The sequence below is a fragment of the Ochrobactrum sp. AP1BH01-1 genome, from assembly GCF_018066705.1.
Taxonomy (GTDB): domain Bacteria; phylum Pseudomonadota; class Alphaproteobacteria; order Rhizobiales; family Rhizobiaceae; genus Brucella.
This window is the reverse complement of the sequence record NZ_JAGPOU010000004.1, coordinates 549168-575295: the sequence shown is the minus strand read 5'-3', so window position 1 is coordinate 575295 and position 26128 is coordinate 549168. Positions and strand designations below refer to the sequence as shown.

Genomic DNA, 26128 nt, shown 5'->3' with positions numbered 1-26128 from the left:
ATGTCAACATCGAACCAAACGGTTCAGTCCGCAGGATATATAGAAAGCTTCCCTATGTCCGCCCCGAAATCTGTTGACCAGGCCGATATTCGACCTTTTCCAAATGCCCGAAACCTTGCCTCGACCGGCCAGCCGGCGACGAATGAGGCGCCGCTGAGCGAGAGATCGCAGCCCCATACGGTGCCGAACCCGCAGGAAGCCGAACCCAGGGAAACCGGGGGAACAGCCAAGGGCGGCAAGAAGAAAGGCTTCGGCAAACGTGTCCTGCTTCCCGGCATTCTGACGGTCGCGGTAGCGGGTGGTCTCTGGTTCGCCTATGACTGGTGGACGGTCGGACGGTTCATGGTTTCGACCGACGACGCCTATGTGCAGGGCGACATCGCCTCCATCGCGCCGAAAGTGACCGGCTATATCGAAAACATCCCGGTGGTCGCCAACCAGCAGGTCAAGGCTGGCGATGTGATCTTCCAGCTCGATGCCGGCGACTACCAGATCGCACTCGACGAAGCCGAGGCAAAACTCGCGACACAAAAGGAAACGCTGGCGCGCATCCAGGCCCAGGCTGACGCCGCGAAAGCAGCGCTTCTCCAGGCCAATGCCGACAAGCAGGCCGCAACGGCTGTCCTGACCAACGCGCAGAACACCATTGCCCGCGTGCAAAAGCTGCACGAGACCCGTTTCGTCGCCCAGGCCGAACTCGACAATGCCCAGTCCTCGCTGGATCAGGCGCGGGCCAAGCTGGCCGGTGCGGACGCGCAGATTGCTTCCGCCAAGGCAAATGTCGCCGTATTGGAAGCTCAGTATAGTGAAGCGGCAAGCTCCACGAAATCGCTTGAACTTGCTCGCGATAAAGCTGCGCGTGATCTTTCCTTCACCACGCTGCGCGCGCCGTTCGATGGGGTGATCGGCAATCTGTCCGGCAAGAAGGGCGATCTCGTTTCGCCGGGCCAGAAGATTGCCGCACTTGTTCCGGTCAACGAGCTTTATATCGATGCCAACTTCAAGGAAACGCAGCTCGCAAGCATCAAGACCGGCGAAACGGCGCATATCTATGTCGACGCCATCGACGGCACGAAGTTCGACGGCAAGGTTGCCTCCATCGCCCCGGCTTCCGGGGCCGTGTTCTCGCTGTTGCCGCCGGAAAATGCGACCGGCAACTTCACCAAGATCGTGCAGCGGGTTCCTGTCCGCATCATGATCCCGAAGGAAGCACTCGAATCCGGCAAGATCCGCGCGGGTCTCAGCGTCGTGGTCGATATCGATACGCGTACGGCCCCCGAGCAAAAGGCCGACTGATCGAGCCCTTTGGGCTAGAGCATTTCCAGCAAAAGTGTGAAACGGTTTTGCGTTCGGAAATGCGGCAAACAAATAGATAGGCGGTTCCAGCGATCTGTTAAGACGGCAACCGCTCTGACTTGAAATAACAGATGGCGGCGACGAGACGGGTTTTCGCGCCGCCTTTCTCTTCCATTCCGGAGAGCGCCGTCATGGCCGCAGACACGACAATGGGGCCGATGGTCCCGGCAGATGACCGCATAGACCCGAAGAAGGCCATCGGCTTTCTGGCCATGGTGTTCGGCATGTTCATGGCGATCCTGGACATCCAGATCGTCTCGGCGTCGCTAGCGGAAATCCAGGCGGGCCTGAGCGCCAGTTCCGATGAAATCTCATGGGTCCAGACGTCCTACCTGATCGCGGAAGTCATCATGATTCCGCTGTCGGGCTTCCTGGGACGCCTGTTGTCGACGCGCGTGCTCTTCACCATCTCCGCGGCGGGCTTCACGCTGGCCAGCATGCTCTGCGCGACGGCGACGAACATCGAGCAGATGATCGTCTACCGCGCCATTCAGGGTTTTATCGGCGGCGGCATGATCCCGAGCGTGTTCGCGGCCGCTTTCACCATCTTCCCGCCCTCCAAGCGCTCGATCGTTTCGCCTATGATCGGCCTGGTCGCGACGCTTGCGCCCACCATCGGCCCGACGGTCGGCGGTTATCTCAGCCACGCCTTTTCCTGGCACTGGCTGTTTCTGGTCAATGTCGGTCCCGGCATTCTCGTCACCATCGCTGCATGGAACCTCATCGACTTTGACGAAGGCGACAGCTCGCTTTTGAGCAAGTTCGACTGGTGGGGTCTTGTCGGCATGGCCGCGTTCCTCGGTTCCATGGAATATGTGCTGGAAGAAGGCCCGCGCAACGACTGGCTGCAGGACGATGCGATCTTCTTCCTTTCAATCGTCATGACGGTCGGTGGCATCGTCTTCTTCTACCGGGCATTTACGGCGGAACAGCCCATCGTGGATTTGCGTGCCTTCAAGAACGTCAATTTCGCATTCGGCTCGCTATTCTCCTTCGTGATGGGCGTCGGACTTTATGGCCTCACCTATCTCTATCCGCTCTATCTGAGCAGTGTCCGGGGCTATGATGCCCTCATGATCGGCGAGGCGCTGTTCGTCAGTGGTCTCGCCATGTTCTTCACCGCACCGGTTGCGGGATTCCTGTCCAACAGGATGGACCCGCGCCTGATGATGATGATCGGTTTTCTCGGCTTTGCGGCCGGCACCTGGATGGTAACCGGCCTCACCGCCGATTGGGATTTCTACGAATTGCTGTTGCCGCAGATCCTGCGCGGCTGTTCGCTCATGCTTTGCATGGTGCCGATCAACAATCTGGCGCTTGGTACGCTTCCGCCATCGCTGCTTAAGAATGCATCGGGCCTCTTCAATCTGACGCGCAATCTGGGCGGCGCGGTCGGTCTTGCCGTCATCAATACGATCCTGACCCGGCGCGGCGACATGCACTATGAGCGGCTGGCCGAACATGTTCGCTGGGGCAATGCCGAAGCGGAGAAGATGCTCGCCAATCTGACCGCCAAGTATAATGCCGCCGGCATGGACGGCGCGACCATCGCCATTTCCAAGCTTTCCGGCATGGTGCGCCAGCAGGCCACGCTCCTCTCCTTCATCGACGTGTTTTTCATCCTCACGATGATGTTCTGCTCGCTTGCCGTCTGCGCCATCATGCTGCGCAAACCCAAGCAGGTCGGCGGTGGCGGTGGAGGGCATTAGCTCTCCGCCTCCCAATTTCATACGAAACCTATTAGGGTTCGATCATCTTTCAGAAATTTTCGTTTATCGCAGATATTCGACCGTGATGCCGCGCGAAGACAAACCCTTGTCGCGCAGGGAAAAGCCTCTCGCAAAATTATGACAACGACGAATTTGCTGTCACATTTCCTGTCATAAAAATGCAGCTCCCGCGAATGGATGAATTGCTAAGTCCCTGAAAACGTGTTTCACTTTCCACCGATGACAGTTTGTGACAAGACACAAACTGTCATCCAACCGTCATGTAGGGCGGGTATCGGGAATGCGCGAGCACCGGAATCGACCGGGGGCGTTCGCCGGACCTTAAACAGGGGAGTCAAACAATGCTTAGCTACACAGCGCGTCTGCTGTCGCTTTCGACGGCAATCGCCGTTGCCGGGGTTTCCATCGCCGCTGCAGAACCGTCAGCCGAACTGATTGCCGCTGCCAAGGCAGAAGGCGAACTGACCACCATCGCACTTCCGCACGACTGGTGCGGCTATGGCGAAATCATCAAGAGCTTCAAGGACAAGTATGGCCTCAAGGTCAACGAACTGAACCCTGACGCCGGCTCGGGTGATGAAGTCGAAGCCATCAAGGCCAACAAGGACAACAAGGGCCCTCAGGCTCCCGACGTCATCGACGTGGGCTTTGCCTTCGGCGCTTCGGCAAAGAAGGACGGCCTGATCCAGCCTTACAAGGTCGCGACGTGGGACGAAATCCCGGATAGCGCCAAGGACCCTGAAGGCCACTGGTACGGCGACTATTACGGCGTCCTCGCCTTCGAAGTGAACAAGGACATCGTCAAGGACATCCCACAGGATTGGGAAGACCTCCTCAAGAGCGACTACGCCAATTCCGTTGCGCTTGCGGGCGACCCGCGCGTTTCGGCACAGGCCATTCTCGGCGTTCACGCAGCCGGTATCGCCCGTGGCGGCGAGCCGGGCGAAGCAGCCGGCAAGAAAGGCCTCGAATTCTACAAGGAACTGAATGCCAACGGCAATTTCGTTCCGGTCATCGGCAAGGCCGCTTCGCTGGCGCAGGGCTCTACCCCGATCGTCATCCGCTGGGACTATAACGCTCTTGCCGATCGCGACACGCTCAAGGGCAATCCCGAAATCGAAACCGTCATTCCGAAGACGGGCGTCATTGCGGGTGTCTATGTCCAGGCGATCAGCGCCTACGCACCGCATCCGAACGCTGCGAAGCTGTGGATGGAACACATCTACTCCGATGAAGGCCAGCTCGGCTACCTGAAGGGCTACTGCCACCCGATCCGCTTCAACGCGATGGCGAAGGCTGGCAAGATCCCGCAGGAACTGCTCGACAAGCTGCCGCCGGCAGCAGCCTATGAAAAGGCAATCTTCCCGACATTGGAACAGATCGAGGCCGCACAGACCACGATCACCAAGGAATGGGACAGCGTCGTGGGCGCAAACGTCCAGTAAGCGCTCTGTCGCATCGAACACATGTCGCGTCGGCCCCAAACGGTCGGCGCGATATCAAACTGGCTTTCATTCGGCTTGCCGGTCCTGTTTGCCAAGCAGCGCAGTGCTCTTTGGCAAACAGGATGCGCAGACAGCAAAAATGCAAATTCCGCCAGGGCGAATGACGGCCCCGCTGATTGCAAGACATAAACAAGAAGTCGGAATGGTTCTGTCAGTTCCGTTCTGCCGGGAACCGGTCCAAAGAAAGAACGCATGAGTTCAATAGCCGAAACATCAGCCCCCAGCGGAGTGCGCAAGCGCCGGCTCCCGTTGTCCTGGCTTGGCGTGACACCGTTTTTCCTCTTCGCCATCCTCTTCCTGATCTGGCCAACGATGTATCTCATCATCGGCGCCTTTCAGGACCCGGCGGGAAACTTCACGCTCCAGAACATCCATGATCTGTTTCAGCCGCAGATCATGAGCGCCTACTGGATATCGATCAAGGTCAGCCTGGCCTCTGCCATCGGCGGCGCGATCATCGGCTTCTTTCTGGCCTGGGCAGTCGTTCTCGGCAACCTGCCATCGTGGCTGCGCCCGACTGTACTGACCTTTTCGGGCGTTGCCTCGAACTTCGCAGGCGTGCCGCTTGCCTTTGCCTTTCTCGCCACCTTGGGTCGAACCGGCTTCGTGACGATCCTCCTCAGGGAATGGTTCGGCTTCAACCTCTATGCGACAGGTTTCAACCTGCTCTCGTTCTTCGGCCTGACGCTGACCTATCTGTTCTTCCAGATACCGCTGATGGTGCTGATCCTGACGCCTGCGCTCGACGGGCTGAAAAAGGAATGGCGCGAGGCATCTTCCATTCTGGGTGCGACCACCGCGCAATACTGGCGCATGGTGGCCTTCCCGATCCTGTGGCCGAGCCTGCTCGGCACGACGCTTCTGCTGTTCGCCAATGCCTTCGGCGCCATCGCCACCGCCTACGCCTTGACGGGTTCCTCGCTCAACATCGTACCGATCCTGCTCTTTGCCCAGATCCGCGGCGATGTTCTGCATAACCAGAACCTCGGCTACGCACTGGCGCTCGGCATGATCGTCATTACGGGTATTTCGAACCTCATCTATATCTGGCTGCGCATTCGCGCCGAGAGGTGGCAGCGATGAAAAAGAAAGGCATCAACGCCCAAAAGATCGGTGCCTGGATCGCCTTCCTGATTGGCGCGATCTACTTCCTCGTGCCGCTGATCGGCACATTCGAATTCTCGCTGCGCATGCGACGCGGCGAATATTCCTTCGATGCCTATCGCGTCGTGTTCTCCGATCCGAATTTCCAGGCGACCTTCGGCTATTCGATCCTGCTCGGCCTGCTGACCATCGTTTTCGGTGTGCTTCTGGTGGTGCCGACCGCCTATTGGGTGCGGCTGCGCCTGCCGCAACTGCGCCCGGTGATGGAATTCATCACGCTGTTGCCGCTGGTCATTCCGGCCATCGTCATCGTGTTCGGATATTTGCGCATCTACAACTCGTCGTCATGGCTGCCGTTCACGGCGTCGACACGGGCAACCGACGTCCTGCTGATGTTCGGTTATATGACGCTTTCGCTGCCCTATATGTATCGTGCCGTCGATACGGCAATGCGCACCATCGACGTCAATACGCTGACGGAAGCCGCCCAAAGCCTTGGCGCTGGCTGGGGCCGCATCATGTTCAAGGTCATATTCCCGAATGTGATCTCCGGCGTGATGAGCGGCGCATTCATCACCTTCGCCATCGTCATCGGCGAATTCACGCTGGCCTCGCTTCTGAACCGCCCGGCCTTCGGCCCCTATCTGCAGTTGGTCGGCGCAAACCGCGCCTACGAACCGTCGGCGCTGGCGATCATTTCGTTTGGCATAACGTGGCTTAGCATCATCATGCTGCAGCTCGTGTCGCGCCTCAATAAATTCAAGACAACCGCCGGGTAAGATTCATGGCTTTTCTCAATATCAAGCACCTGAAAAAGAGCTTCGGCGCCAATACCGTCGTCCACGATTTCAACCTCGCCGTCGAGAAGGGCGAATTCGTTTCCTTCCTCGGCCCATCGGGCTGCGGCAAGACCACCGTTCTGCGCATGATCGCCGGTTTCGAGATGCCCGACAGCGGCGCCATCGAAATCAACGGCAAGGATGTGGTGGACCTCAAGCCCAACCAGCGCAATATCGGCATGGTGTTTCAGGCCTATGCGCTGTTTCCCAATATGACGGTCGCGCAGAACGTATCGTTCGGCCTGCGCGTCGCGGGAAAGCCAAAGGCGGAAATCGACGCCACGGTGAAGGAAATGCTCGGCCTCATCCGCCTCGACCATCTGGCAGACCGTTATCCCTATCAGATGTCCGGCGGCCAGCAGCAGCGCGTCGCGCTTGCCCGCGCGCTCGCCACCAAGCCGCAGGTTCTCCTGCTCGACGAGCCGCTATCCGCACTTGATGCGAAAATCCGTATCAGCTTGCGCGAGGAAATCCGCGCCATCCAGCAGAAGCTTGGCATCACAACCGTCTTCGTCACCCATGATCAGGAAGAAGCGCTGTCGATTTCCGACCGAATCGTGGTCATGCATGAGGGCCGCGCCGACCAGATCGGCTCGCCTTTCGACATCTATAACCGCCCTGCCTCGCGCTTTGTGGCGTCGTTCGTCGGCACGCTCAACATGCTGGAAGCCTCGGTCAGCGAACCGGGGCAGAACAGCATAGAGCTCGACGGACGCACCATCACCGTGCAGGAAAAGCTCGACCATCATCCGAAGGGCAAGCAGCTGACGCTTGCGCTACGCCCGGAAGCCGTCAGCCTCGAGGCGCGCAAGAGCCACGATACCTCGCTGGATGCGACCATTGAGGACGTACATTTCCTCGGCTCCGTCATCCGCACACGCGTGGCGCTTGGCAAGAACCGCCTGTCTTTCGACACGTTCAACGATCCGACTCATCCGCCGCCGCAGCGCGGCGACAAGGTGACCGTGCATTTCGCCTCACGCGATCTTCTGGTCCTGGCGGATTAGAATCTCTTGCTGCCCTTTTCGAATGAAAATGAAATGGAACATCAACATTCAGCTAGCGCTAAGCTCAATGAATGTAAGTATCTATATCTTGATAAAGCGGAAACAGGCCCTGACCACAGTCTTCTTATCCATGTCGTAGAAGCCAAAGCACAATCCACACCGATTGCTACCGGGTTGCCCGAGATTGATAGCGGCGATATTCCGGTTTTCCCAATCTCTGTCGATGAAACCTGCAACGCTTTCAAAATAACATTTGAGGGATATATTCTTTATTCTGTAACGGATGAAACACACGCTCTTGTCGAGGAGACTGAAGATTACTCCTCCTTGCTACGCACATACAAATCATCCCGGTTTCTCGAATTTGTGGACAAGAAAACTTGGGATTTCGAAGATGGTCCAAGCATCAAACATTATGCGATTGTTTGCTTGAACCATGTTATCGATGTGGCTTGCAAATCGGAACCGATAATAGAAATTGGACCCTGATACTCTATGGAGAATGCAAGACTGATAGTAGACTATATCTCAGAATCTCAAAAAGCCGCCCGAGGGCGGCTTTGTTGTTGATGACGCGCGTGATGGGCTGATGAGATTTCGGTTCATGACGTGCCGAAAATGGTGGCTTTCGAGAACCGGAGCGCAGCGTACATTAAGTACGTGAGCACCGGATCGCAGAAAGACGCCATTTGCAGGCGGGTCAGGGACCGAAAGATCTCAGCCCCAGGGACCGTGGAAATCCCCGTCCTTGTCGATGCGCTTGAAGCCGTGCGAACCGAAGAAATCGCGCTGGCCCTGAATGAGATTGGCGGTGCCGAGCGCCTGCGTGAAGCTGTCGAAATAGCTGAGCGCCGAGCCAAGTGCTGGCAAAGGCAGTCCGGCGAGCGCTGCCTTGGCAACGATCTGGCGAAGACCCTTGGAAGCCTTGCTCATGCGCTCGACAAAGGCGGGAGCAAGCAAGAGGTTGCGGCTTTCGCTATCTTCGAAAGCATGAGCAATATCATCCAGAAGCTGCGAACGAATGATGCAGCCTGCGCGCCAGATGCGGGCGGTTTCGGCAAGAGGAATGTTCCAGCCGTGCTCCTGCGAGGCGGCTTCCATCACCGCGAATCCTTGTGCGTAAGCGGCGATCTTGCCCGCCAGCAGCCCCTGCTCCAGATCGGCCAGGAATTTCGCCTGATCGGCAATATCGAGGCTGCGCTGGCCCGGATTGTAGGCTTTTGCGGCAAGCGCACGCGCCGCCTTCAGCGACGACAGGGAGCGCGCCGCGACCGCTGCTTCGATTGCCGTTGCCGGAACGCCCAGCATCTGAGCCTCGATCGCCGCCCAGCGTCCCGTGCCCTTCTGACCGGCTTCATCGAGGATCATGTCGACCATCGCCTTGCCGGTTTCCGGATCGGTTGCCTTCAGTACCTTGGCGGTGATTTCGATCAGATAGGAGTTGAGCGGGCCTTGATTCCACTTCTCAAACACGTCGCCGATGGCCGGGGCCGAAAGCCCGAGGCCGTCGCGCAGGATGCCGTAAATTTCGGCGATCATCTGCATGTCGGCATATTCAATGCCGTTATGGATCGTCTTGACGAAATGACCGGCGCCATCCGGCCCGACCAGTGCACAGCAAGGCTCGTCCTTGTATTTGGCGGCAGCGGCAAGCAGGATCGGCGCGATGCGCTCATAGGCTTCCTCGGTGCCGCCAACCATCATCGACGGACCGTGGCGCGCGCCTTCCGCACCGCCGGAAACGCCCATGCCGACAAAGGTCGGATCGTTGGGACCAAGGGCCTTCAGGCGGCGCACCGTATCGCGATAATCGGAATTGCCGGCGTCGATCATGATGTCGCCCTTCTCAAGATAGGCCTTGAGGCGGGTGGTCTCAGCATCGACGGGCGCGCCTGCCTTGATGAGGAAGATGATCGGGCGCGGCTTGCGGATATTGGCCGCCAGATCCTCGAAAGTGGGGCAAGGGATGATCTTGTCGCGCAGCGGGCCAGCCTTCTCGATGAAGGCTTTCAGCACAGGCTCATCACGGTCGTAGACGGCTACCGTGTAGCCTTTCTCGGCTATGTTCAGCGCCAGGTTGGAGCCCATGACGCCAAGGCCGACCATTCCGATATCTGCTTTTTCCATTTTGTGCCCTTTAGAAATGCAACCGACCGGCCGTCGTCCAGACACATGCAGAACATCGAACGCCGACAAGCCGAACCGATAAGAATAGGCTGCAGCCGGATTTCGGCAGCAGCGCATGTCAATCTGTATCCTATTGTGGGATGATCTAGGGCATATGACGCAAAGTTGATAGACCTTCCGTCACGAAAATCACCGGTTTTGCCCGTGCAATCGCCTTGTTAAATCGGTTAGCCCACGCCAAAAGCCCGTCTTTTGCGATTTTCACACCCGTTCCAGCTTGCGGTGCGGCAGCGGCGGCAATTCGATGGCGATCGCGTCATTCGCCTTCACCGTGCCACCTGCAAGAACGATGGTCATGATGCCGGACTTGCGGACCAGTTCGCCATCGGGCGTGCGGTCCAGCACAGCACCAAGAAGCCCGGTCTGGAAATTCTCTATCTGAGCGCAAGGGTTGCGCAGCCCCGTCGTTTCCAGAACAACCTCGTCGCCGACCCTGATCAAAGCGCCTTGCGGCAAACCCAGAAGATCGACACCGCGCGTGGTGATGTTCTCGCCAAGATCGGCGGGCGCGACATCAAACCCCTTTTCGGCAAGCTCGTCAAAAAGCTCGGCATGGATGAGATGCACCTGCCGCAGATTGGGTTGCGTGGGGTCTGCCCGCACCCGTGAACGGTGCTTGACCGTTACGCCCTGATGCGCATCGCCTTCGACGCCGAGCCCTGTGACGATGCGGATTTCCGGCACGAGCTGTTTGGAGAAACGATGCTTCCCATCCCGCGCCACAGCCACGACAAATCCGCTCATCAAACCCACCTCCCGATCTTTATGAAAGACATCCTGACAGGACAAAGAAACTTCGTTAGCCGCATTACATGAGCTATATAGCACCTGTATGAAGCTGCGGGGCAAGCACGTGAATCAGGACAGGCAGGCAAAGAAGGACTTTCGCTGGGGCATATGGGGCACGGGCACGATAGCCGCCGCCTTTGCCGAAGATATTCAGGCGAGCACCGGGATGCGCGTCACCGCCGTCTGCTCGCGGGCGGCGGAGACCGCGGAAACATTCCGCCGGCGCATCGGCGCTGACAAAGCGTTCAGCGATTCAGGCGAGTTTCTGGTCCATCCGGATATCGATGCCGTCTATATCGCGTCCCCCAGCGCCATGCATGTGCTGCAGGCCATGCAGGCAATCGCGGCAGGCAGACCATGCCTGATCGAAAAGCCTCTATCGCTGGATGCCGCTGGCGCAAGGCAGGTCGAAGCGGCTGCAAAGACAAGGAACGTCTTCGCCATGGAGGCGATGTGGAGCCGTTTTCTGCCCGCGATCCGGGCGGCCAAGCAGCATATCGACAGCGGTCGCATCGGCGCTGTGACGCGCATCGAAGCCGATCTTTCCTATATCCGTGCCTATGACCCGCAAAGCCGCTTTTTCAACCCGGAGCTTGGCGGCGGCGCGGCGTTCGATCTCGGCGTCTATCCGGTTTCGCTGGCATTGTATTTCCTGGGCTTGCCGGATCATGTCGATGGTCGCTGGCAGCGCGCCAGAAGCGGTGTCGACATGCGCACGGATTTTCAGCTCGGCTGGCCGCGCGCGACAGCCAGCCTCTCATGCGGCTTCGACCGTGACGGCGAGAACAGCATGCTGATCAAGGGCACCAAGGGCACGATCCTGATCCACGCACCATTTCTGAAAGCCCAGAGGCTGACCTTGTTTTCTGCCTTTGCTGCCCGGTCGTCGCTCGGACCGAATGGCGGCAAGGGTGTTTTCGGCAAGGTCATGAACCGCCTGCCCCTGCCGGGCCGCACAATCGAATCTTACACCTTTTCCGGCAACGGATTGCTCTTTCAGGCCGAAGCGGTCCGCGATGCGGTGCGCGACGGGCAGATATCCAGTGCCATCATGCCACTCGACCATAGTGCAGCCGTTGCCGATATCGTTCGCAAGGTGCTGTCGAAAGGTTAGGTCGGTTTCCGCTCTAACTATTTGTTTTATCGCATTGTCCTGCGCAAAACCGTTTCGCACTTTTGCTGGAAATGCTCTAGAAACTGCTTCTCATCCTGTAAGGCTGTGCATATTCGCCGGCATTGTTCAGGGCAAGCGCGATTTCGGTGATATGCAGCGCCACATCACCGGAGAAGAACGCCTTGTCGCCCGTCTGGATCGCACGGGCCTGATCGGCGATGCCGCGCACGAAATCGATCTGCGAGGGATACATCGGCAGCGACCGCTTGTCGGCCTTCGGATAGGAGAGCTTCGTGCCGACCGTGGGTTTCCATGACAGAAACTTGCCGATGCGCATTTCCAGAATACCGAACAGGCGCGCCAGAAAACGGCGCTTTTCCTCCGTGCGCTCAAGGCGGACAGCCGAGCGATTATCCCAAAGATCGTCCACCACGATCGAGCCCTTGTCGGCAACGATCGTCAGGCTGCGATCCTTCGGCATCGCAAGCCCCGATGTGAGGCGCGCCACCAGTCCCGACTTGAAAACGAGACAGCCGACCGAAAAATCAGGCGCCATGTGCAGATGTTCGGTTCCCGGCCCCTTGTTGGGAAAGGTTATGGCGGAAAACGCCGAAACAGTCTCAACCGGACCGAACAGCGACACCAGCCATGACAGCGCATAGCCTGCATGTTCCAGCGTGCAACCGATCTCGAACTCGTGCAGGCCCGGCCAGGGCGCACCCGATTGCGAGCGCCAGGTTGACCATTTGTCACGAAACACCGGTCCGTCTTCCATTTCTGCATAGACGAGACGCGGCACGCCAATGCCGTTGATCACGCTTGCTACCAGCCGATATGCTTCGCTAAGGCCGTTTGCCGGAGCCGCTGCGAGCGTGAGGCCCGCTTGCCGGGCAAAAGCGACCAGCGCTTCCGCATCGTCATAATTCATCGCCAGCGGCTTTTCGGAATAGACATGCTTTCCAGCCGAAAGCGCTGCATGGGAGATTTCAAAATGGCTTTCGGGCGTGGTTAGGTTGACGACGATCTCTACGTCTGGATCGGTGAGGACTGCCTCGAAACTCTCATAAGCGCTGACCGAATAATGCGCGCAAAACGCTTTCAGCCGTTCAGGCGAGCGATCATAGACCCCGCGCAGCTTCAGTTCGGGATAATTGCGCAGCGTGGTCATGTAATAGTCGGCCACAAATCCGGTCCCGACGATTGCGATATTCATGAAGTGGCTCCGGCTAAAAGCATTTCCAGCAAAAGTGCGAGGCGGTTTTGCGTTGGATAATGCGTGTAAACAATGAGATAGAGCGGTTCTACGATTCTGTTTTAACTGGAACCGCTCTATCGTTTCGGGATGATAATTTTCGCGGTCAGCCTGAGGCCGAAGATCGCAAAGACGAGCGTGAGCCAGACCGGATCCATGCGGCGAAAGAAAAAGCTTTCCAGCATGGCGTTCAACGTTCCAAAGAACACGATCATCAGGAAGAAATCGGCAAGCAGGAGGTTTTCCCGCACCGGGCGGCACCGCACGTAATTGACCAGCGGCATGACGATAATCACGAAGACGGCGCAGATCAGCGCCGGAATCCCCATCGATACCGCGATATCGAGATAACCATTATGCCCGTGCACGATGCCGCGCACATCCCAATCGAGATAGTAGGGGTTCGCCGCCTCTTTCACGAGCGGCGTCCCCCAGAAGCTTTCATAACCAAAGCCGGTCCAAGGACGATGGGAAAGCGCCTCCACGGCAAAGGCCCAGATGGAAGTGCGGCCGGTAAAGGTCGGATCGACGTCGAGTTGCAGAACGAGTTGACGCATCGGCTCGAACAGGACGGTGCCGAAGGTAAACAGCGCGAGCAGAAACTGGATCGTGAAGACTGCCACCGGCGCGAGGAAGCGGAGGCCGAAAAGACCGGGACCTATCACGAGCAGCATGGCAAGCGGCACGAGCGCCGCCGTCGTTTTCGATCCGGTCTGCGAAACGAAGATCAACGCGGAGACGGTTATCAGGAACCCGCTCACCCGCCAGCCGCGCCGCCACAGATAGACACCGGCAAAGGCAAAGGCAGCCATGACCGGCCCGGCAATGTTCTTGTGCGTGAAGACGCCGCGCCAGAGATAGGCGTTTTGCGGTTCCAGCGCGTCGGCGCCGTGGGTGCCGAGATTTGGCAGAAGCACGACGCCCGCGTAGGAAACGACGATCACGATCGATGCCACCGTGACCAGCATCGCGGAATAGGCGTCGCCGTCCTGCGGCAGGCTCAAGACGGCGATAACCGTCACAATGCCGATCATCGTCAACAAGACGCCGCGTATCGCCGTCGTCGGATCGGGGCTTGCGAAAACCGATGCGAACAGGAAGGCGAACATCAGCAGCCAGCCGGGGCTGACGATTTTGACCACCTTTTTCGGATCGGCAAACATCGCGAGCGACAAAAGCGCCACGGCACCGAGGCAGCCGAAACCGAGCTGATTGATGGTGTCGCCGCCGCCTGACGTATCCCCGCTCGCCGCTGCGCTCAGTGGATTGAAGGGGCGGAAGGAAATCAGCAGAACGCAGAATGTTATCGTGGCGATAACAAGCGCAATCGTGCGGACTGTCGCCCGCACGTTCGTTTGCGCCGCAACATCGGAACGCGCGTCAGTTCTTGTCCGGGTTGCGATACTGCTCATTCAGATATCCAAAATGGGCCATGACGCGACCCAGCCCGATATGGATGAAATAGGTCCCCACCGGCACGAAGCGCGCCGCGATGCCGCGCCGCAGCGCCTTGATCGGAGAATAAGCCAAAAGAGCGAGACTTTTCAAAAAAACGCGCACCTGACCGAAAGGCTCGTCCTTGCGCTGGCGTTGCTCGATCAGCGTCGACAGAACACCGTTGCGCAGGCCGCGCGCGGTAATCCAGTCGCTCTCCAGCCGCCGGGCCGGTATGGTTTCGCGCACGATCCCCTCGTTGCACCAGGCGATGGAAAAGCCCTTCGCCCGCGAGCGATTGATGAAATCGGAATCGCCGCCGCCGGTAAAATTGAACTTCAGGTCCATGAACGGGTAGCCAATGGCTTCCAGAACCGGGCGCGCAATCAGCAGATTGCCGGACGAATATATGATCGGAACCGGCCCAGTCTTGCTGTAATGCGGCAGGAAAACCGGATGCCTTGCCCATTTTTCCGAACCCGGCTTTTCAAAGATCGGATACTGAGGACCGCCAACGAGGCTGGCGTTATAGCGCTCGGCAGTTGCCACCATGTTTTCGATCCATGCCGGATCGGCGAGTTCGTCATCATCGATGACGATGACATATTTGAAGTTCGGGAAATAGGTCATCGCCGTCAGCCAGCCCGCATTATAGGCGTTGCAGTTGCCGCGATGGGATTCGACGATCAGCATGCCGTTATATTTCCCGGCCTCGAACTGCGGTGCCGCTACCTTGGCGCCTTCCCGGTCCTCCGCCTCGTTCTCGATCACCACGACCGCGAAGCGGCGGCTCGTAACCTGAGCATTGAGCGTGTCCAGCGTCCGAATGACGTGCTCCGGACGGCGAAAGGTTGGCAGTGTCACCACCACCTCGACCTCATCGAAACGAAGTCCCGGTGTTTTAGCAATTACTTGTATATGATGCGGTAATACAGACATAACGCCACCCAATATTAATCGCTCATGTTTTCATTGGCCCTATTGAAAAACAATTAAAGAAAAGTTCACCGCACGGTTGTAAGCACTGCTTAAAACTATCATAGAGAATACCGGTCAGTAACGTTCAGGAGTTGCTTTGCAGTCCCCTCACCTTGTTTTCGTAACGTCGATTGTCCCAGACGGAATCCCGACCACCGGCTACGAAGTGGCGAATTCGGCTGTAGTCGATGGCCTGCGCCGCTCGGGCGCGAAGGTAACGGTCCTTGGTTTCACATGGCCGGGCGTAAAGGCCGATTCTGCGGATACGGTTGTGCTGGGCGAGGTCGAGGTGCGAACCGAGGGCGCCGGCATCAGGCGCAAGATCGGCTGGGTGCTTAAATCCTTCCTGACCGGCCTTACCGTTTCCTCGGCGAAGTTGCGGGTAATTCCCGCGCAGAAACTGCGCGAAGCCATTGCACAGATCGGCCCTTTCGACGCCTATGTGCTGAACGGCGTGACCCTGCCCGGCGCGTTTGAGGATATTTTCCGGGACAAGCCGTCGCTGTTCGTGGCGCATAATGTGGAATATCGCTCGGCGGAGGAAAACGCCGCCGACGCGGGAAGCCTCATTCAGAAATTCCTGTTCGCTCGCGAGGCCCGTATTTTGAAAGGACTGGAAAGCCGTCTCAGCGGAAAGGCGCGTTTCGTATTCACTTTCGCCGAAGAGGACGGCCCGGCGCTGGGACTTGGCCCCGACCGATACGCAACGATGCCGCTCGTCACGCCGGGCGGAACACGGGCAGCGCAGCAACGCCCGATAAAACATGACCTTGCCCTGATCGGCACATGGACATGGCACCCCAACCGCATCGGACTCGAATGGTTTCTGCGTGAGATAAAGCCGCATCTTCCCGACGATATTTCCATCGCAATTGCAGGCAATGCGCCTGCCGATCTTGTCTCTGCCTGGCCAGGGGTCAGTTTCGCCGGCAAGGTGCCGGATGCGACTGAATTTGTGGAAAGCGGGGCACTCGTGCCGCTAATCAGCCGGGCGGGAACCGGTGTGCAACTGAAAACCATTGAAACATTCGAACTGGGCATGCCAAGTGTCGCTACGACGCATTCCGTGCGCGGTATCGGCAATATTCCCGCTAACTGCACCATTGCCGATGACCCGCGGGCCTTCGCAGCGGCAATCGTCGAAAAGATCGCAAAAACAAGATCGGGGGATCGCCAGAGGCTGGACGGCAAGACCTTCACGCGGTCACAAATCGAAGGCATGGACCGCGCGGTTGCCCGCGGTCTGCAAGCACTCCACGGCAAAAAAAGAACTATGGACCACGCATGATGCATACCGAAAATGTAACCTACCGGAATATCCTTGGCGTGAAGGTCGCCTGTTTCGATTGGGACAGCGCCTTCGCATTCTTCGAGAACCGCATCAATGAAGGCCAGTTCATGAAACAGGGCTGGCTCAACGCCAACAATTCCAACATCACGGAGGAGAACCCGGATTACCGCGCTGCGTTGCAGGATTTCCTCATCCTGCCTGACGGAGTTGGTGTGGATATTGCCAGCAAGGTTGCCTATGGCAGCAAATTTCCGGCCAATCTCAACGGAACGGACTTCATTCCGGGGCTTCTGCAGCATATGAAGCGCCCGCTGAAGGTCGCACTTCTTGGCGGCGGGCCGGGCGTCGCTGCCGACGCCGCAGAGCTTTTCAAGCAGCAGATACCCCACCATGAATATCGCGTCATTTCGGACGGCTTCTTCAAGCCTGCGGACCTCGACGGCATTCTGGCGCAGCTGAAGGATTTCCATCCCGATATATTGCTCGTCGCGATGGGCGTTCCACGTCAGGAACTCTTCATCGACAAGCATATCACGGCCGAGCATTGCACGGTGGCGAGCGCGGTCGGCGCGCTGTTCGACCTGCATACGGGGCGCGTGCAGCGCGCACCGCAATGGGTGCGTGAAATCCAGATGGAATGGGCACACCGGCTGTTGCAGGAACCGCGACGGCTCGCAAAGCGCTATCTGATCGGCAATCCGGTGTTTCTGTGCCGCGTCGCCAAAGGCTGGATGAAGGGAGCTTCCCGGTGAAAACCGCAATCGTCACAGCCAGCTGGGATCAGGATTTCGAGCGCTGCAAACTGCTTTGTGAGACAGTCGACAAATATGTCAGTGGCTTCACCAAGCACTATATCCTTGTCGACAGCAAGGATGTTGCCCTGTTTCGCAGGCTTGAAAGCGCGCATCGCGTCATCATCGACGAACGCGATCTTCTGCCTTCCTGGCTGCATGCTTTCTGGGACCCGACCTATCTGTGGCGCCGGCGGGTCTGGCTTTCGCTCCGGACAAAGCCGCTGCGCGGCTGGCATGTGCAGCAATTGCGCCGCATCGCACTTGCAGCCGCCGTACAGGAAGACGGATTTCTCTATACGGATTCCGACACGGCCTTTCTGCGCCCCTTCGATTGCGGCACGCTCTGGCATGGCGAGAAGCTCCGGCTTTTCGTGCGTCCCAATGCGCTTGCCAATCCCGAATGGCCGGAGCATCCCGTATGGGCTGCCAATGCGGCGAAACTGCTTGGCATCAAGAACGGAAAAAGCGGGCTTAACGACTATATCGGCCAGCTTGTTTCATGGCGGCGCGACAGCGTGATTTCGATGTGCGAGCGGATTGAGGCCCATACCGGGCACCATTGGGTTGCGGCTCTTGGCAACATACGGCGCTTTTCAGAATGCTTCATCTATGGCCGCTACGTCGATGACGTGCTGCAAGGCTCCGGCCACTATAGCGACACTCATGATCTCTGCCGGATGCAATGGTTCGCGCCGCCACCGAGCGAAGAGGAATTCCGCACCTTCATTGCCGAAATGGAACCGCATCAGGTTGCCATCGGCATGCAATCCTTTCTTGGCCTTTCGGTCGACGATATCCGGCGCATTATCGGCGCCTGAATCTCAAATTCGTTTAGCTGGCAAACGGATGCTCGTATAGGTGAAGACCAGCGACAGCAGATAGAGGCCGCCAAACACGACATTCAATCCCAGAATCCAGTCGTTGCTATCGACATAATTCACGAGCAGCAGCCAGACGAAAAATGCCTTGGCGGCGGTCATCAGCACCATGCTCAAAGTCCTCAGACCGGACTGTCCGCGCGCATAGAGGATCTCGGTCTGGTACTCGATCAGGTTGCGGAAACCCGGCACGAGCAGCACCAGCGGCAACAGCCCGACGATAGGGGCAACGCTTGAACCAAGTGCATTCGGGAAGATTTGCAGGAACACGACCATCGCGCCGAGACCCACCACCGAGACGGCGAAGACCGCGAACTCAAGCCCTGCGCGGATGCGTAACGAGGACAGCATGTCCGGCATGCGCATGAGCTTTTGCACCAGCATCATGTTGAAGGACCGCACCGGCAGCGCGGTAAGGTCCACCAGCCGCATGATGATCGCGTAAAGCCCTGCCGTCGCAGGCCCGCCGACGGTCAGGACGAGAAGCTTGTCGAGCTCGGCCTGAATATAGAACAGGAGTTCGGCCCCCATCACCGCAATCGCATCGGAAAGCCGCCGCATATAAAGCGCCGGCTTGAAACGAAGCCGGAGCGACGGGTAAAATTTCAGCGCAGTCAACAGCGCGACGCCATTGGCCGCTGTATACCACCACGCCCAATGGGCCATGTCATGAACGCTTGCCAGCCACATGAACAGCACAGCCGCGACCGCGCGCGTGGCCGTGCCGAAGATCACCAGCCCCGCCGATATTCCAAAGCGGCGCAAGCCATTGTTGACGATGATGACGATTTCCGTTGAACGCCACAACAGGGCTTCGGCAAACACTACCACTGCAAAAGGCAGGAAGGAAATATCGCGGCTGAAAAAGACGAAATAGACCAGCCAGGATGCCAGCGCAAACAGTGGCAGGGAGACCAGAATGGCAACGAGGAAACCCGCCGTATAAATGCCGAGCAGGCGCGGCTTCACTGTCGCTATGCGGTAAAGCGGCGAACTGAAGCCCAGGGAAACAATGCGCGACAGCACCACGCCCGTGCCCGATGCAGTGGCAAATATACCGAAATCTCCGGTCGGCAGCGTGTTTGCAAGCGCGATGAAATAGACGAGGGAAACCACCAGCCTGCCCGCAGAGCCGGAAAACAGGGACAGGTAATCACGCACTATTCCGGCATTATTGCCCGGCAGTTTCCGCAGCGCTTTCGCTATCAACAGGGAAGCCTCATCTATCATGGTCTGGAGCGCCAGCCGTTCCACTGGAACAGGAGCGCAATAAAGAGATTTAGCTAAAAAGACTTAAACTCTTCTTTGCAAGTTCAAAGAGTAGACAAGCAAAAGCTAAAATAATGTGGGTCGAGCATTTCGCGATACGCGCCAGCGTTATTTTAACGTTTTGTTTTCTATAAAAAATTACATTCGGCCATCAGGTTTGGGGCGAGCGGATTCCGGTTTGGCATCCGCAGGCCCTGGTTTATGGATTTCATAGCGGCGGTTGGCACCGAAAAGGTCGAGACGCCTACAGATACGGACGAATTCGACAATGAGCGATCATGAGGGGCGCAGAAAGGCGGGAGTTGAGAAACCTCTTCTCGCATTTTCCGACGCGCGCCCAATCGATCGCCCGACTGCTCCCCGTGAGAGCGAAGCCGCACCGCCTTGGACACCACCGGCGACACCGGATGAACGTGCTGCGTTCTTTCATGAACACGACCATGATACGCAAGAAACGCCGGAACCCGTCATCGAGGAAGAACTGGACGATGCGGATGTAGCCGAGCTGCAAAAACGGGTCGCACTGATCGAAGCGGAGCTGGAACGCAAGGTTCTGGAACGCGAACGCCGCAAAGTCGCAATCGAGGCTACCACTCCCACGCTTGAGCAAATACCGGAACCGGTCCAGCGCGAGCGCCCTGTCATTGACGGATCCGGACCGGATGCCGAATGGAAACCGCTGATCGATCCGCGCATCGCCATCGATGTGGTGCGGGGATCGCGAAGGCTTCTGCTGGTCAGCACACTGTTGGGCGGGGTGGTCGCTGCACTCTATGCATTGTCGCTACCGCAGATGTATGTCGCTTCGACCGATATTCTGGTCGATCCGCGCAACATCAAAACAGCGGGGGACGAACTGACGCCAAGCCAGCTACCGACCGATGCGTCGCTCGCCGTTGCCGAAAGCCAGGCGCGCATCATCGATTCCAGCAGCGTGCTGCTCAAGGTAATCGACAAGACGGAGCTGACAAAAGACCCCGAATTCAACGGCACTCTGGTTCCGACCGGCATTGCCGGCCTGTTTGCGCAGATCAGGGATATGCTGTCGCCCAAGAAGGCGAGCGACAGCCAGACGCTGCAAACCCGCGTTCTCTATAACCTGCACAAGAGCATCGCCATTGGCCGTGATGCCAAGACCTTCATCTATTCCATCTCGGTGAAAACCCGCGACCCGCAGAAATCGGCCTCGCTTGCAAACACGATCAGTTCCGTTTTCCAGAGCGAGCTTGCTTCGCTGCAATCCGATGCCGCACGGCGTACCTCGGACGAACTGTCGAACCGGCTTGCCGACATGCGCGCCAATGTCGAACAGGCGGAGCGCGCAGCCGCGGATTTTCGCGCCTCCCACGATCTCGTCAATGTCGACGGCAAGCTGATCAGCGACAACGACCTGACCCGGCTCAACGACCAGCTGACCAACCAGCGCGCCGAAACCATGCGGCTTCAGGCCCGGGTGCAGGTGCTGAGCAGCGCGACATCCGACAGCGTCGTGACCGGAACCTTGCCGGAAGATCTGCGCTCCAACACGCTGACGGCGCTGCGCGCGCAATATGCGCAAGCCCGCCAGACTGCAAGCGGCTTGTCCACACAGCTTGGTCCCCGCCATCCAGCACTCATTCAGGCGCAGTCGCAGGCCGGCACTGTTTTGAACGATATCGATGCCGAACTGCGGCGTATCCGTTCCTCGCTGCAAGTCGAGGTCGCCCGGTCCGCTCAGCAGGAAAAGGACCTTACCGCCCGTCTGGCGCAGCTCAAGTCGCAGCAGGCGAACAATAGCGGCGATCTGGTGAAACTGCGTGAGCTTGAGCGCGAAGCCACGGCGCGTCGCTCGGTCTATGAAGCATTCCTCCTCCGCTCACGGGAGACGAACGAACAGGAAGGGCTCAACACGGCCAATGTCAGGGTTCTTTCGGAAGCCCGCCCGCCGCTTGATCCGGCTGGCACATCCCGCAAGCTGATCGTCATCGCCGGGCTGATTGCAGGCTTCCTCGCAGGGCTTGCGATCACAGCCGTCCGCAACTTCGGACGGCTGCTGCGCTTCACCTAATTCACGCGGATTGTCGCAAGGACGCCTCGATGCGCGGCACTTTGCGTCCGCTGGCGCGCAAGACGCCATGCGCCCCGTCGAGATGGCCGGGCTTCAGCTCAAGCCCCAGAAAGCGCCGCTTCTCATAGGGGCCAGGCATGGCAAGCTCGCCGGTCTTTTCAGCGGTAAAGCCAAAGCGCTCATAATATTCCGGATCGCCCACCAGCAGGATCGCACCGTGGCCGAGCCGCCGCGCTTCATTGATCGCATGACGCATCAGCGCCGAACCGATACCGCAACCGGCAGCGGAAGGATCGACGGCCAGCGGACCAAGCAGCAAGGCGGACACCGGAAAGCCGAAAGCATCAATACCGGCGTGGACGTTCCAAAGCCGCACGGTGCCTGCGAGCAAGCCATCTTCGCCAAGCGCAGCAAAAGCCAGACCTTCGGCGGGCAGGCGGCCACGACGCAGCTTTTCCGAAGATTTGCGGCGACGGCCTTCACCCATCGCGCGATCAAGCAATGCTTCGCGCGCCAGCACGTGCTCCAGCGCTTCGCCGGCGATTGTAAAAGCCGGAGCGATGAAGGTTTCGGTATTTTCCTGAATGTCCAAAGTTGCGTTCATGACATCTATCCCCGCAAAGCGGCAGCAGCACACTCCGCCCAGCACTTTGCAGCACTGGGCGAGTTGAGAGGATCAATCGGGAATTTTAAAGTTTAATCCCGAGCGATCAGATGACGTAGGATCGGAGCGGTTCGAAGCCGTTGAAAGCCACCGCCGAATAGGTGGTGGTGTAAGCGCCCGTGCCTTCGATGAGGATTTCGTCACCGATGGTCAGCGAGACCGGCAGCGGATAGGGCGTCTTTTCGTAAAGAACGTCCGCACTGTCGCAGGTCGGGCCAGCCAGCACGCAAGGCTCGGTTTCGCTACCGTCATGCGGGGTCACGATCTGGTAGCGGATCGCCTCGTCCATGGTTTCGGCGAGACCGCCGAACTTGCCAATGTCGAGATAGACCCAGCGCACATTGTCGTTGTCCGCCTTGCGGGAGACCAGAACCACCTCGGTCTTGATCACGCCTGCATTGCCGACCATGCCGCGGCCCGGTTCAATGATGGTTTCCGGGATGCGGTTGCCGAAATGCTTGGACAGCGCGTCGAAGATCGCCATGCCGTAGGCCTGCGCGGTCGGCACGTCCTTGAGGTAACGGGTCGGGAAACCGCCGCCCATATTGACCATGCGCAGAACGATGCCTTCATCGGCAAGGGTGCGGAAAACCGAAGCCGCATCGCCGAGCGCGCGATCCCATGCGGTGAGGTCCGTCTGCTGAGAGCCGACGTGGAACGACACACCGTAGGAATCGAGGCCGAGCGATTTTGCATGGCGCAGAACGTCGATGGCCATGGCAGGCACGCAACCGAACTTGCGCGACAGCGGCCATTCGGCGCCTTCACCGTCCGTCAGCACGCGGCAGAATACGCGGCTGCCGGGAGCTGCGCGCGCAACCTTCTCGACTTCTTCAACGCAATCGACCGCATAAAGGCGGATGCCCAGCTCGAAAGCGCGCGCAATATCGCGCTCCTTCTTGATGGTGTTGCCATAGGAGATACGGTTTGGCGTAGCGCCAGCTTCGAGCGCCATTTCGATTTCAGCAACCGAAGCGGTGTCGAAGCACGAGCCGAGCGAAGCGAGCAGGCGCAGGATTTCCGGCGCAGGATTTGCCTTCACCGCATAGAAGATGCGCGAATAGGGCAAAGCCTTCTCGAAGCTCAGATAGTTGTCGCGCACGACGTCGGTGTCGACGACGAGGCAAGGACCGTCCGGACGGCGGGTGTTGAGGAAGTCGATGATACGCTGCGTTGCCATGGTCGTTCTCCCGCGCGGTTGTCTTCACCGCTTGCAAAGGGACAAAGTGTGCATGAACGCATCCGCCGTGAGGCCAGCCTTTGGAGGTGCTGATGTCACGCGAAAACTCATGCGGCGATGGAACAACGCTCAATTCGCGTTACTCCGCTTTGTCTGCCTTGGATTGGAATTGGAGAACCGCATCCGCACTTCTGGCAATGAAGGTGTGCCTCTTCAGTAATTTCGGCTTTTGGACAGCCGAAAGACACTAGAAAGGCCCGCACCGTCGTTGCTTCAAGATGTCCTCGATCTGGCGGTTGGCCATCAGATCGACTGGAGCGGTTAGGTCCAGGTACCGTACCGAATTCCTCACCATTCGAGGATCGGCGGACACCCACAGGCACGTGCGACTTTGGGCAAGCGCGATATAAGCGCAAAGTCGTGTCCATTCAATGACAAAAATTCCCCCGGACAAATTTATTTTTGGCCGCATCGCATCAAGCTGCGCGCTTGCCATTGTTCAATATTAGTGAAACATTCTCAGCTCAGATCCGCCTCGAAAGAGCGTAAACGTCCCGTTAATTGTTGCATGTTGTGAACAATGGCCAGTTTCGACCCCTTCAACGCCATCATTGCAAAAGCCGAAAAGCCCCCCGTTCATGCATCGGAAGGGCCGCTCAAGGGCGAACGACTGGCAGTAAAAGACATTTATGACGTCGCCGGGATGGTAACCGGATGCGGCAATCCGCAGATCAAGGCCGAATCACTCGCCGCCGAAAGATCGGCACCAGTGGTAGAACAGCTTCTCAAAGCCGGTGCGGAGTTTACCGGCAAGGCACAGACCGACGAGCTTGCATTCTCCCTGATGGGGCAGAATTCGCATTTCCCCTATCCGATCAATCCGGCTGCGCCGGATCGCGTTACCGGCGGTTCGTCTTCCGGCTCGGCTGCGGCCGTTGCGGGCAAGCTCGCCGACATTGCGCTCGGCTCGGATACCGGAGGCTCCATTCGTGCGCCAGCCAGCTTCTGCGGTCTCGTCGGCCTGCGCACCACCCATGGCCGCATTCCGCTCGAAGGCATCATGCCGCTTGCGCCCTCGCTCGATACGATCGGATGGTTTGCGCGCGACATAGAGCTTTACGACCGGGTCGGGTCTATCCTGCTTGGCGACGACGCCCGGGAATTCAGGCTGACGCAGCTTCTTTATATGCCGGTTCTGGAACAGCTTCTGCTCGGTCAGCAGGAAACGGATGCCTATCGCACCATGTTCGCAGAAGTGCGGCCGCACTTCGCGGGTCTCAAGGCGGCAAGCCAGCCGACACTTTCGATAGACGAACTCTATCTGGTCTTCCGTCATATACAGGGTGCGGAAGCCTGGGCGACGCATGGTGGCTGGATTTCATCGGGCGATCGCAAGCTCGGCCCCGGCGTTGCGGACCGTTTTGCCTTCGGCGCGGAAATCGCCGCTGATCTCGTTGCCAGCCAGCGTATGCGCCGGGAGCAGTTCACACAGGAACTTGAACAGATCATCGGCAGTAACGCCGTGCTGGCGCTGCCGACTGTACCGGGTGCGGCTCCGCTCGCGAAAGAACCTTTCGAAACCTTGCAGGCCTATCGCGAGCAGGCATTGCGCCTGCTCTGCCTTTCGGTGCTTTCCGGCCTGCCGCAGATCACATTGCCGTTGGGAGAGGTGCAGGGCGCACCTTTCGGCATTTCGTTCATAGGACCACGCGACAGCGACCGGGCGCTGATCGCGCTGGCCAGAAACATCATCGGGAAGCGGGGCTAGACCATGGACACCCTCACACGCATGCGCGCCTTCATCGACGTGGTCGAAGCGGAAGGATTTTCCGCCGCAGCGCGAAAAATCGGGCGTTCCAAGGCACTTCTTTCCAAATATGTGCGCGAACTGGAGGACGAGCTTGGCGCGCGCCTTCTCAACCGCACCACGCGGCAATTCTCGCTGACCGAAGCGGGGCACACCTATTATCACCGCGCGGTCGAGATCATTCGCGAGATCGACGCCCTGCAGGATGCTGTCAGCGAAACCAGTTCCGATGCGCGGGGCCGCATCAAACTGTCGGCGCCGCGCACTTTTGCCGATGCCGTCATCGGCCAGTCGCTGATCGATTTCTGCCTTGCCCATCCGGAAATCGTGCTCGATGTGCGGCTCGATGACCGTTTTGTCGATCTGGTGGAAGAAGGCTTCGATCTCGCCATCCGCATCACGCGCTTGCAGGACTCTTCCCTCATTGCAAAGCGTCTGTCGCCGTTCCATTCCGTGCTGTGCGGCGCGCCGGAACTGATCAGCCGCGTCGGCAAGCCGGAGCGTCCCGAGGATCTGGCCGACCGGCCCTGCATCATCGACACCAATGCGCGTTCACGCAACAACTGGCATTTCCGCAATACCGACGGCTCCATGATGACCGTGCCCGTCAACGGTCCCATCGAGGTCAACAGCCCTGTCGCCACCAAGAATGCGGCTCTTGCCGGTCTCGGCTTCTGTATGTTGCCCGCCTTTATCGCGGAAGAGGAAATCGAACGCGGCAGGCTCGTCACCTGTCTGGACGAATTCATCGTCAAGGACGGGGGTATTTATGCCGTCTACCCGCACCGGCGCTATCTGCCGGCCAAAATCCGCGCACTCGTGGATTTTCTGACCCAATGGTTCAAGGACAGGGAAACCGGCTCGAAAGAAGGACGCTGAATTTGCGGGCGACGTCCCACTTTC

General features: G+C 58.5%; 22 protein-coding genes. 14 read left to right on the top strand and 8 right to left on the bottom strand.

Translation table 11 applies throughout. From position 1 onward, the window contains the following. The first annotated feature begins 54 nt into the window (after positions 1-54). The 7 genes from J9800_RS17555 (at position 55) to J9800_RS17525 (ending at position 8030) form a co-directional block, all read left to right on the top strand. Positions 55-1296 carry an HlyD family secretion protein gene (locus J9800_RS17555; RefSeq protein ID WP_114216423.1) on the top strand — a complete coding sequence of 414 codons (1242 nt, stop codon included), beginning with the start codon at positions 55-57 and terminating at the stop codon, positions 1294-1296. A gap of 191 nt (positions 1297-1487) precedes the next feature. Continuing rightward, the gene (locus J9800_RS17550; protein WP_112592044.1) at positions 1488-3065 is read left to right on the top strand and encodes a DHA2 family efflux MFS transporter permease subunit; all 1578 of its coding nucleotides are present in this window, start codon (positions 1488-1490) and stop codon (positions 3063-3065) included. Between the two features lie 362 nt (positions 3066-3427). Then, entirely contained in the window at positions 3428-4531 is a 1104-nt protein-coding gene (locus J9800_RS17545) for an ABC transporter substrate-binding protein (protein WP_114216424.1), read from the top strand. A gap of 252 nt (positions 4532-4783) precedes the next feature. Beyond that, a complete protein-coding gene (locus J9800_RS17540; protein WP_112591955.1) occupies positions 4784-5674 on the top strand; it encodes an ABC transporter permease in 891 nt (296 codons plus the stop codon). Beyond that, a complete protein-coding gene (locus tag J9800_RS17535; protein ID WP_112591953.1) occupies positions 5671-6474 on the top strand; it encodes an ABC transporter permease in 804 nt (267 codons plus the stop codon). The genes J9800_RS17540 and J9800_RS17535 overlap by 4 nt, the downstream gene beginning before the upstream one ends. A gap of 5 nt (positions 6475-6479) precedes the next feature. Next, positions 6480-7541, top strand: coding sequence for an ABC transporter ATP-binding protein (locus J9800_RS17530; protein WP_114216425.1), 1062 nt, complete (start codon positions 6480-6482; stop codon positions 7539-7541). Positions 7542-7574: 33 nt separating this feature from the next. Beyond that, a complete protein-coding gene (locus tag J9800_RS17525) occupies positions 7575-8030 on the top strand; it encodes a hypothetical protein (RefSeq protein ID WP_114216426.1) in 456 nt (151 codons plus the stop codon). A gap of 228 nt (positions 8031-8258) precedes the next feature. Here the strand turns inward: J9800_RS17525 and gnd are convergent, their stop codons facing one another. Then, on the bottom strand, positions 8259-9668 hold the full coding sequence (gnd, locus tag J9800_RS17520; protein ID WP_114216601.1) for an NADP-dependent phosphogluconate dehydrogenase: 1410 nt from the start codon (positions 9666-9668) through the stop codon (positions 8259-8261). 261 nt (positions 9669-9929) lie between these two features. Further along, positions 9930-10472 (bottom strand): MOSC domain-containing protein, encoded by a 543-nt coding sequence (locus J9800_RS17515; RefSeq protein WP_114216427.1) that lies wholly within the window; start codon positions 10470-10472, stop codon positions 9930-9932. Positions 10473-10581: 109 nt separating this feature from the next. On the opposite strand from J9800_RS17515, the gene J9800_RS17510 reads away from it, so the two are divergent. Continuing rightward, positions 10582-11631 carry a Gfo/Idh/MocA family protein gene (locus J9800_RS17510; RefSeq protein ID WP_114216602.1) on the top strand — a complete coding sequence of 350 codons (1050 nt, stop codon included), beginning with the start codon at positions 10582-10584 and terminating at the stop codon, positions 11629-11631. A 76-nt stretch (positions 11632-11707) separates the two neighbouring features. Here J9800_RS17510 and J9800_RS17505 read toward each other — a convergent pair whose 3' ends face one another. The 3 genes from J9800_RS17505 to J9800_RS17495 form a co-directional block, all read right to left on the bottom strand. Next, the gene (locus J9800_RS17505) at positions 11708-12844 is read right to left on the bottom strand and encodes a Gfo/Idh/MocA family protein (RefSeq protein WP_114216428.1); all 1137 of its coding nucleotides are present in this window, start codon (positions 12842-12844) and stop codon (positions 11708-11710) included. A 116-nt stretch (positions 12845-12960) separates the two neighbouring features. After that, positions 12961-14295, bottom strand: a complete 1335-nt coding sequence (locus J9800_RS17500) for an O-antigen ligase family protein (RefSeq protein WP_114216429.1) — start codon at positions 14293-14295, stop codon at positions 12961-12963. Next, complete coding sequence (locus tag J9800_RS17495) at positions 14264-15256, bottom strand: glycosyltransferase family 2 protein (protein WP_114216430.1); 993 nt, start codon at positions 15254-15256, stop codon at positions 14264-14266. Before J9800_RS17495 ends, J9800_RS17500 begins: the two co-directional genes overlap by 32 nt. Before the next feature lie 136 nt (positions 15257-15392). Between J9800_RS17495 and J9800_RS17490 the strand changes: the two genes are divergently transcribed. The 3 genes from J9800_RS17490 to J9800_RS17480 are packed head-to-tail and all read left to right on the top strand — an operon-like array spanning position 15393 to position 18198. Beyond that, entirely contained in the window at positions 15393-16583 is a 1191-nt protein-coding gene (locus J9800_RS17490; RefSeq protein ID WP_114216431.1) for a glycosyltransferase family 4 protein, read from the top strand. Next, entirely contained in the window at positions 16580-17338 is a 759-nt protein-coding gene (locus tag J9800_RS17485; RefSeq protein ID WP_114216432.1) for a WecB/TagA/CpsF family glycosyltransferase, read from the top strand. The genes J9800_RS17490 and J9800_RS17485 overlap by 4 nt, the downstream gene beginning before the upstream one ends. Further along, positions 17335-18198: a DUF6492 family protein gene (locus tag J9800_RS17480; protein WP_205315958.1), complete on the top strand. Its 864-nt coding sequence runs from the start codon at positions 17335-17337 to the stop codon at positions 18196-18198. Before J9800_RS17485 ends, J9800_RS17480 begins: the two co-directional genes overlap by 4 nt. 3 nt (positions 18199-18201) lie before the next feature. On the opposite strand, the gene J9800_RS17475 is transcribed toward J9800_RS17480, so the two are convergent. After that, positions 18202-19467: a lipopolysaccharide biosynthesis protein gene (locus tag J9800_RS17475; protein ID WP_114216603.1), complete on the bottom strand. Its 1266-nt coding sequence runs from the start codon at positions 19465-19467 to the stop codon at positions 18202-18204. 328 nt (positions 19468-19795) lie between these two features. Between J9800_RS17475 and J9800_RS17470 the strand changes: the two genes are divergently transcribed. Next, complete coding sequence (locus J9800_RS17470; protein ID WP_114216433.1) at positions 19796-21574, top strand: GumC family protein; 1779 nt, start codon at positions 19796-19798, stop codon at positions 21572-21574. Position 21575: 1 nt separating this feature from the next. On the opposite strand, the gene J9800_RS17465 is transcribed toward J9800_RS17470, so the two are convergent. Both J9800_RS17465 and odc2 read right to left on the bottom strand, forming a co-directional pair. Further along, on the bottom strand, positions 21576-22178 hold the full coding sequence (locus tag J9800_RS17465; protein WP_114216434.1) for a GNAT family N-acetyltransferase: 603 nt from the start codon (positions 22176-22178) through the stop codon (positions 21576-21578). Positions 22179-22284: 106 nt separating this feature from the next. Further along, on the bottom strand, positions 22285-23418 hold the full coding sequence (odc2, locus tag J9800_RS17460) for an ornithine/lysine decarboxylase (protein ID WP_112591933.1): 1134 nt from the start codon (positions 23416-23418) through the stop codon (positions 22285-22287). 580 nt (positions 23419-23998) lie between these two features. On the opposite strand from odc2, the gene J9800_RS17455 reads away from it, so the two are divergent. Further along, positions 23999-25186, top strand: coding sequence for an amidase (locus J9800_RS17455; protein WP_210845897.1), 1188 nt, complete (start codon positions 23999-24001; stop codon positions 25184-25186). Between the two features lie 3 nt (positions 25187-25189). After that, complete coding sequence (locus J9800_RS17450) at positions 25190-26104, top strand: LysR family transcriptional regulator (RefSeq protein WP_112591929.1); 915 nt, start codon at positions 25190-25192, stop codon at positions 26102-26104. Positions 26105-26128: the final 24 nt, after the last annotated feature.

Excerpts from the sequence above, each read along its gene's own strand:
- J9800_RS17530 (WP_114216425.1), top strand. The coding sequence starts at position 6,480 with ATGGCTTTTCTCAATATCAAGCACCTGAAAAAGAGCTTCGGCGCCAAT.
- J9800_RS17450 (WP_112591929.1), top strand. The coding sequence starts at position 25,190 with ATGGACACCCTCACACGCATGCGCGCCTTCATCGACGTGGTCGAAGCG.
- gnd (WP_114216601.1), bottom strand. The coding sequence starts at position 9,668 with ATGGAAAAAGCAGATATCGGAATGGTCGGCCTTGGCGTCATGGGCTCC.
- J9800_RS17550 (WP_112592044.1), top strand. The coding sequence starts at position 1,488 with ATGGCCGCAGACACGACAATGGGGCCGATGGTCCCGGCAGATGACCGC.
- J9800_RS17545 (WP_114216424.1), top strand. The coding sequence starts at position 3,428 with ATGCTTAGCTACACAGCGCGTCTGCTGTCGCTTTCGACGGCAATCGCC.
- J9800_RS17535 (WP_112591953.1), top strand. The coding sequence starts at position 5,671 with ATGAAAAAGAAAGGCATCAACGCCCAAAAGATCGGTGCCTGGATCGCC.
- J9800_RS17540 (WP_112591955.1), top strand. The coding sequence starts at position 4,784 with ATGAGTTCAATAGCCGAAACATCAGCCCCCAGCGGAGTGCGCAAGCGC.
- J9800_RS17485 (WP_114216432.1), top strand. The coding sequence starts at position 16,580 with ATGATGCATACCGAAAATGTAACCTACCGGAATATCCTTGGCGTGAAG.
- odc2 (WP_112591933.1), bottom strand. The coding sequence starts at position 23,418 with ATGGCAACGCAGCGTATCATCGACTTCCTCAACACCCGCCGTCCGGAC.
- J9800_RS17500 (WP_114216429.1), bottom strand. The coding sequence starts at position 14,295 with ATGAGCAGTATCGCAACCCGGACAAGAACTGACGCGCGTTCCGATGTT.
- J9800_RS17470 (WP_114216433.1), top strand. The coding sequence starts at position 19,796 with ATGAGCGATCATGAGGGGCGCAGAAAGGCGGGAGTTGAGAAACCTCTT.
- J9800_RS17495 (WP_114216430.1), bottom strand. The coding sequence starts at position 15,256 with ATGTCTGTATTACCGCATCATATACAAGTAATTGCTAAAACACCGGGA.
- J9800_RS17525 (WP_114216426.1), top strand. The coding sequence starts at position 7,575 with ATGGAACATCAACATTCAGCTAGCGCTAAGCTCAATGAATGTAAGTAT.
- J9800_RS17455 (WP_210845897.1), top strand. The coding sequence starts at position 23,999 with ATGGCCAGTTTCGACCCCTTCAACGCCATCATTGCAAAAGCCGAAAAG.
- J9800_RS17515 (WP_114216427.1), bottom strand. The coding sequence starts at position 10,472 with ATGAGCGGATTTGTCGTGGCTGTGGCGCGGGATGGGAAGCATCGTTTC.
- J9800_RS17465 (WP_114216434.1), bottom strand. The coding sequence starts at position 22,178 with ATGAACGCAACTTTGGACATTCAGGAAAATACCGAAACCTTCATCGCT.
- J9800_RS17505 (WP_114216428.1), bottom strand. The coding sequence starts at position 12,844 with ATGAATATCGCAATCGTCGGGACCGGATTTGTGGCCGACTATTACATG.
- J9800_RS17555 (WP_114216423.1), top strand. The coding sequence starts at position 55 with ATGTCCGCCCCGAAATCTGTTGACCAGGCCGATATTCGACCTTTTCCA.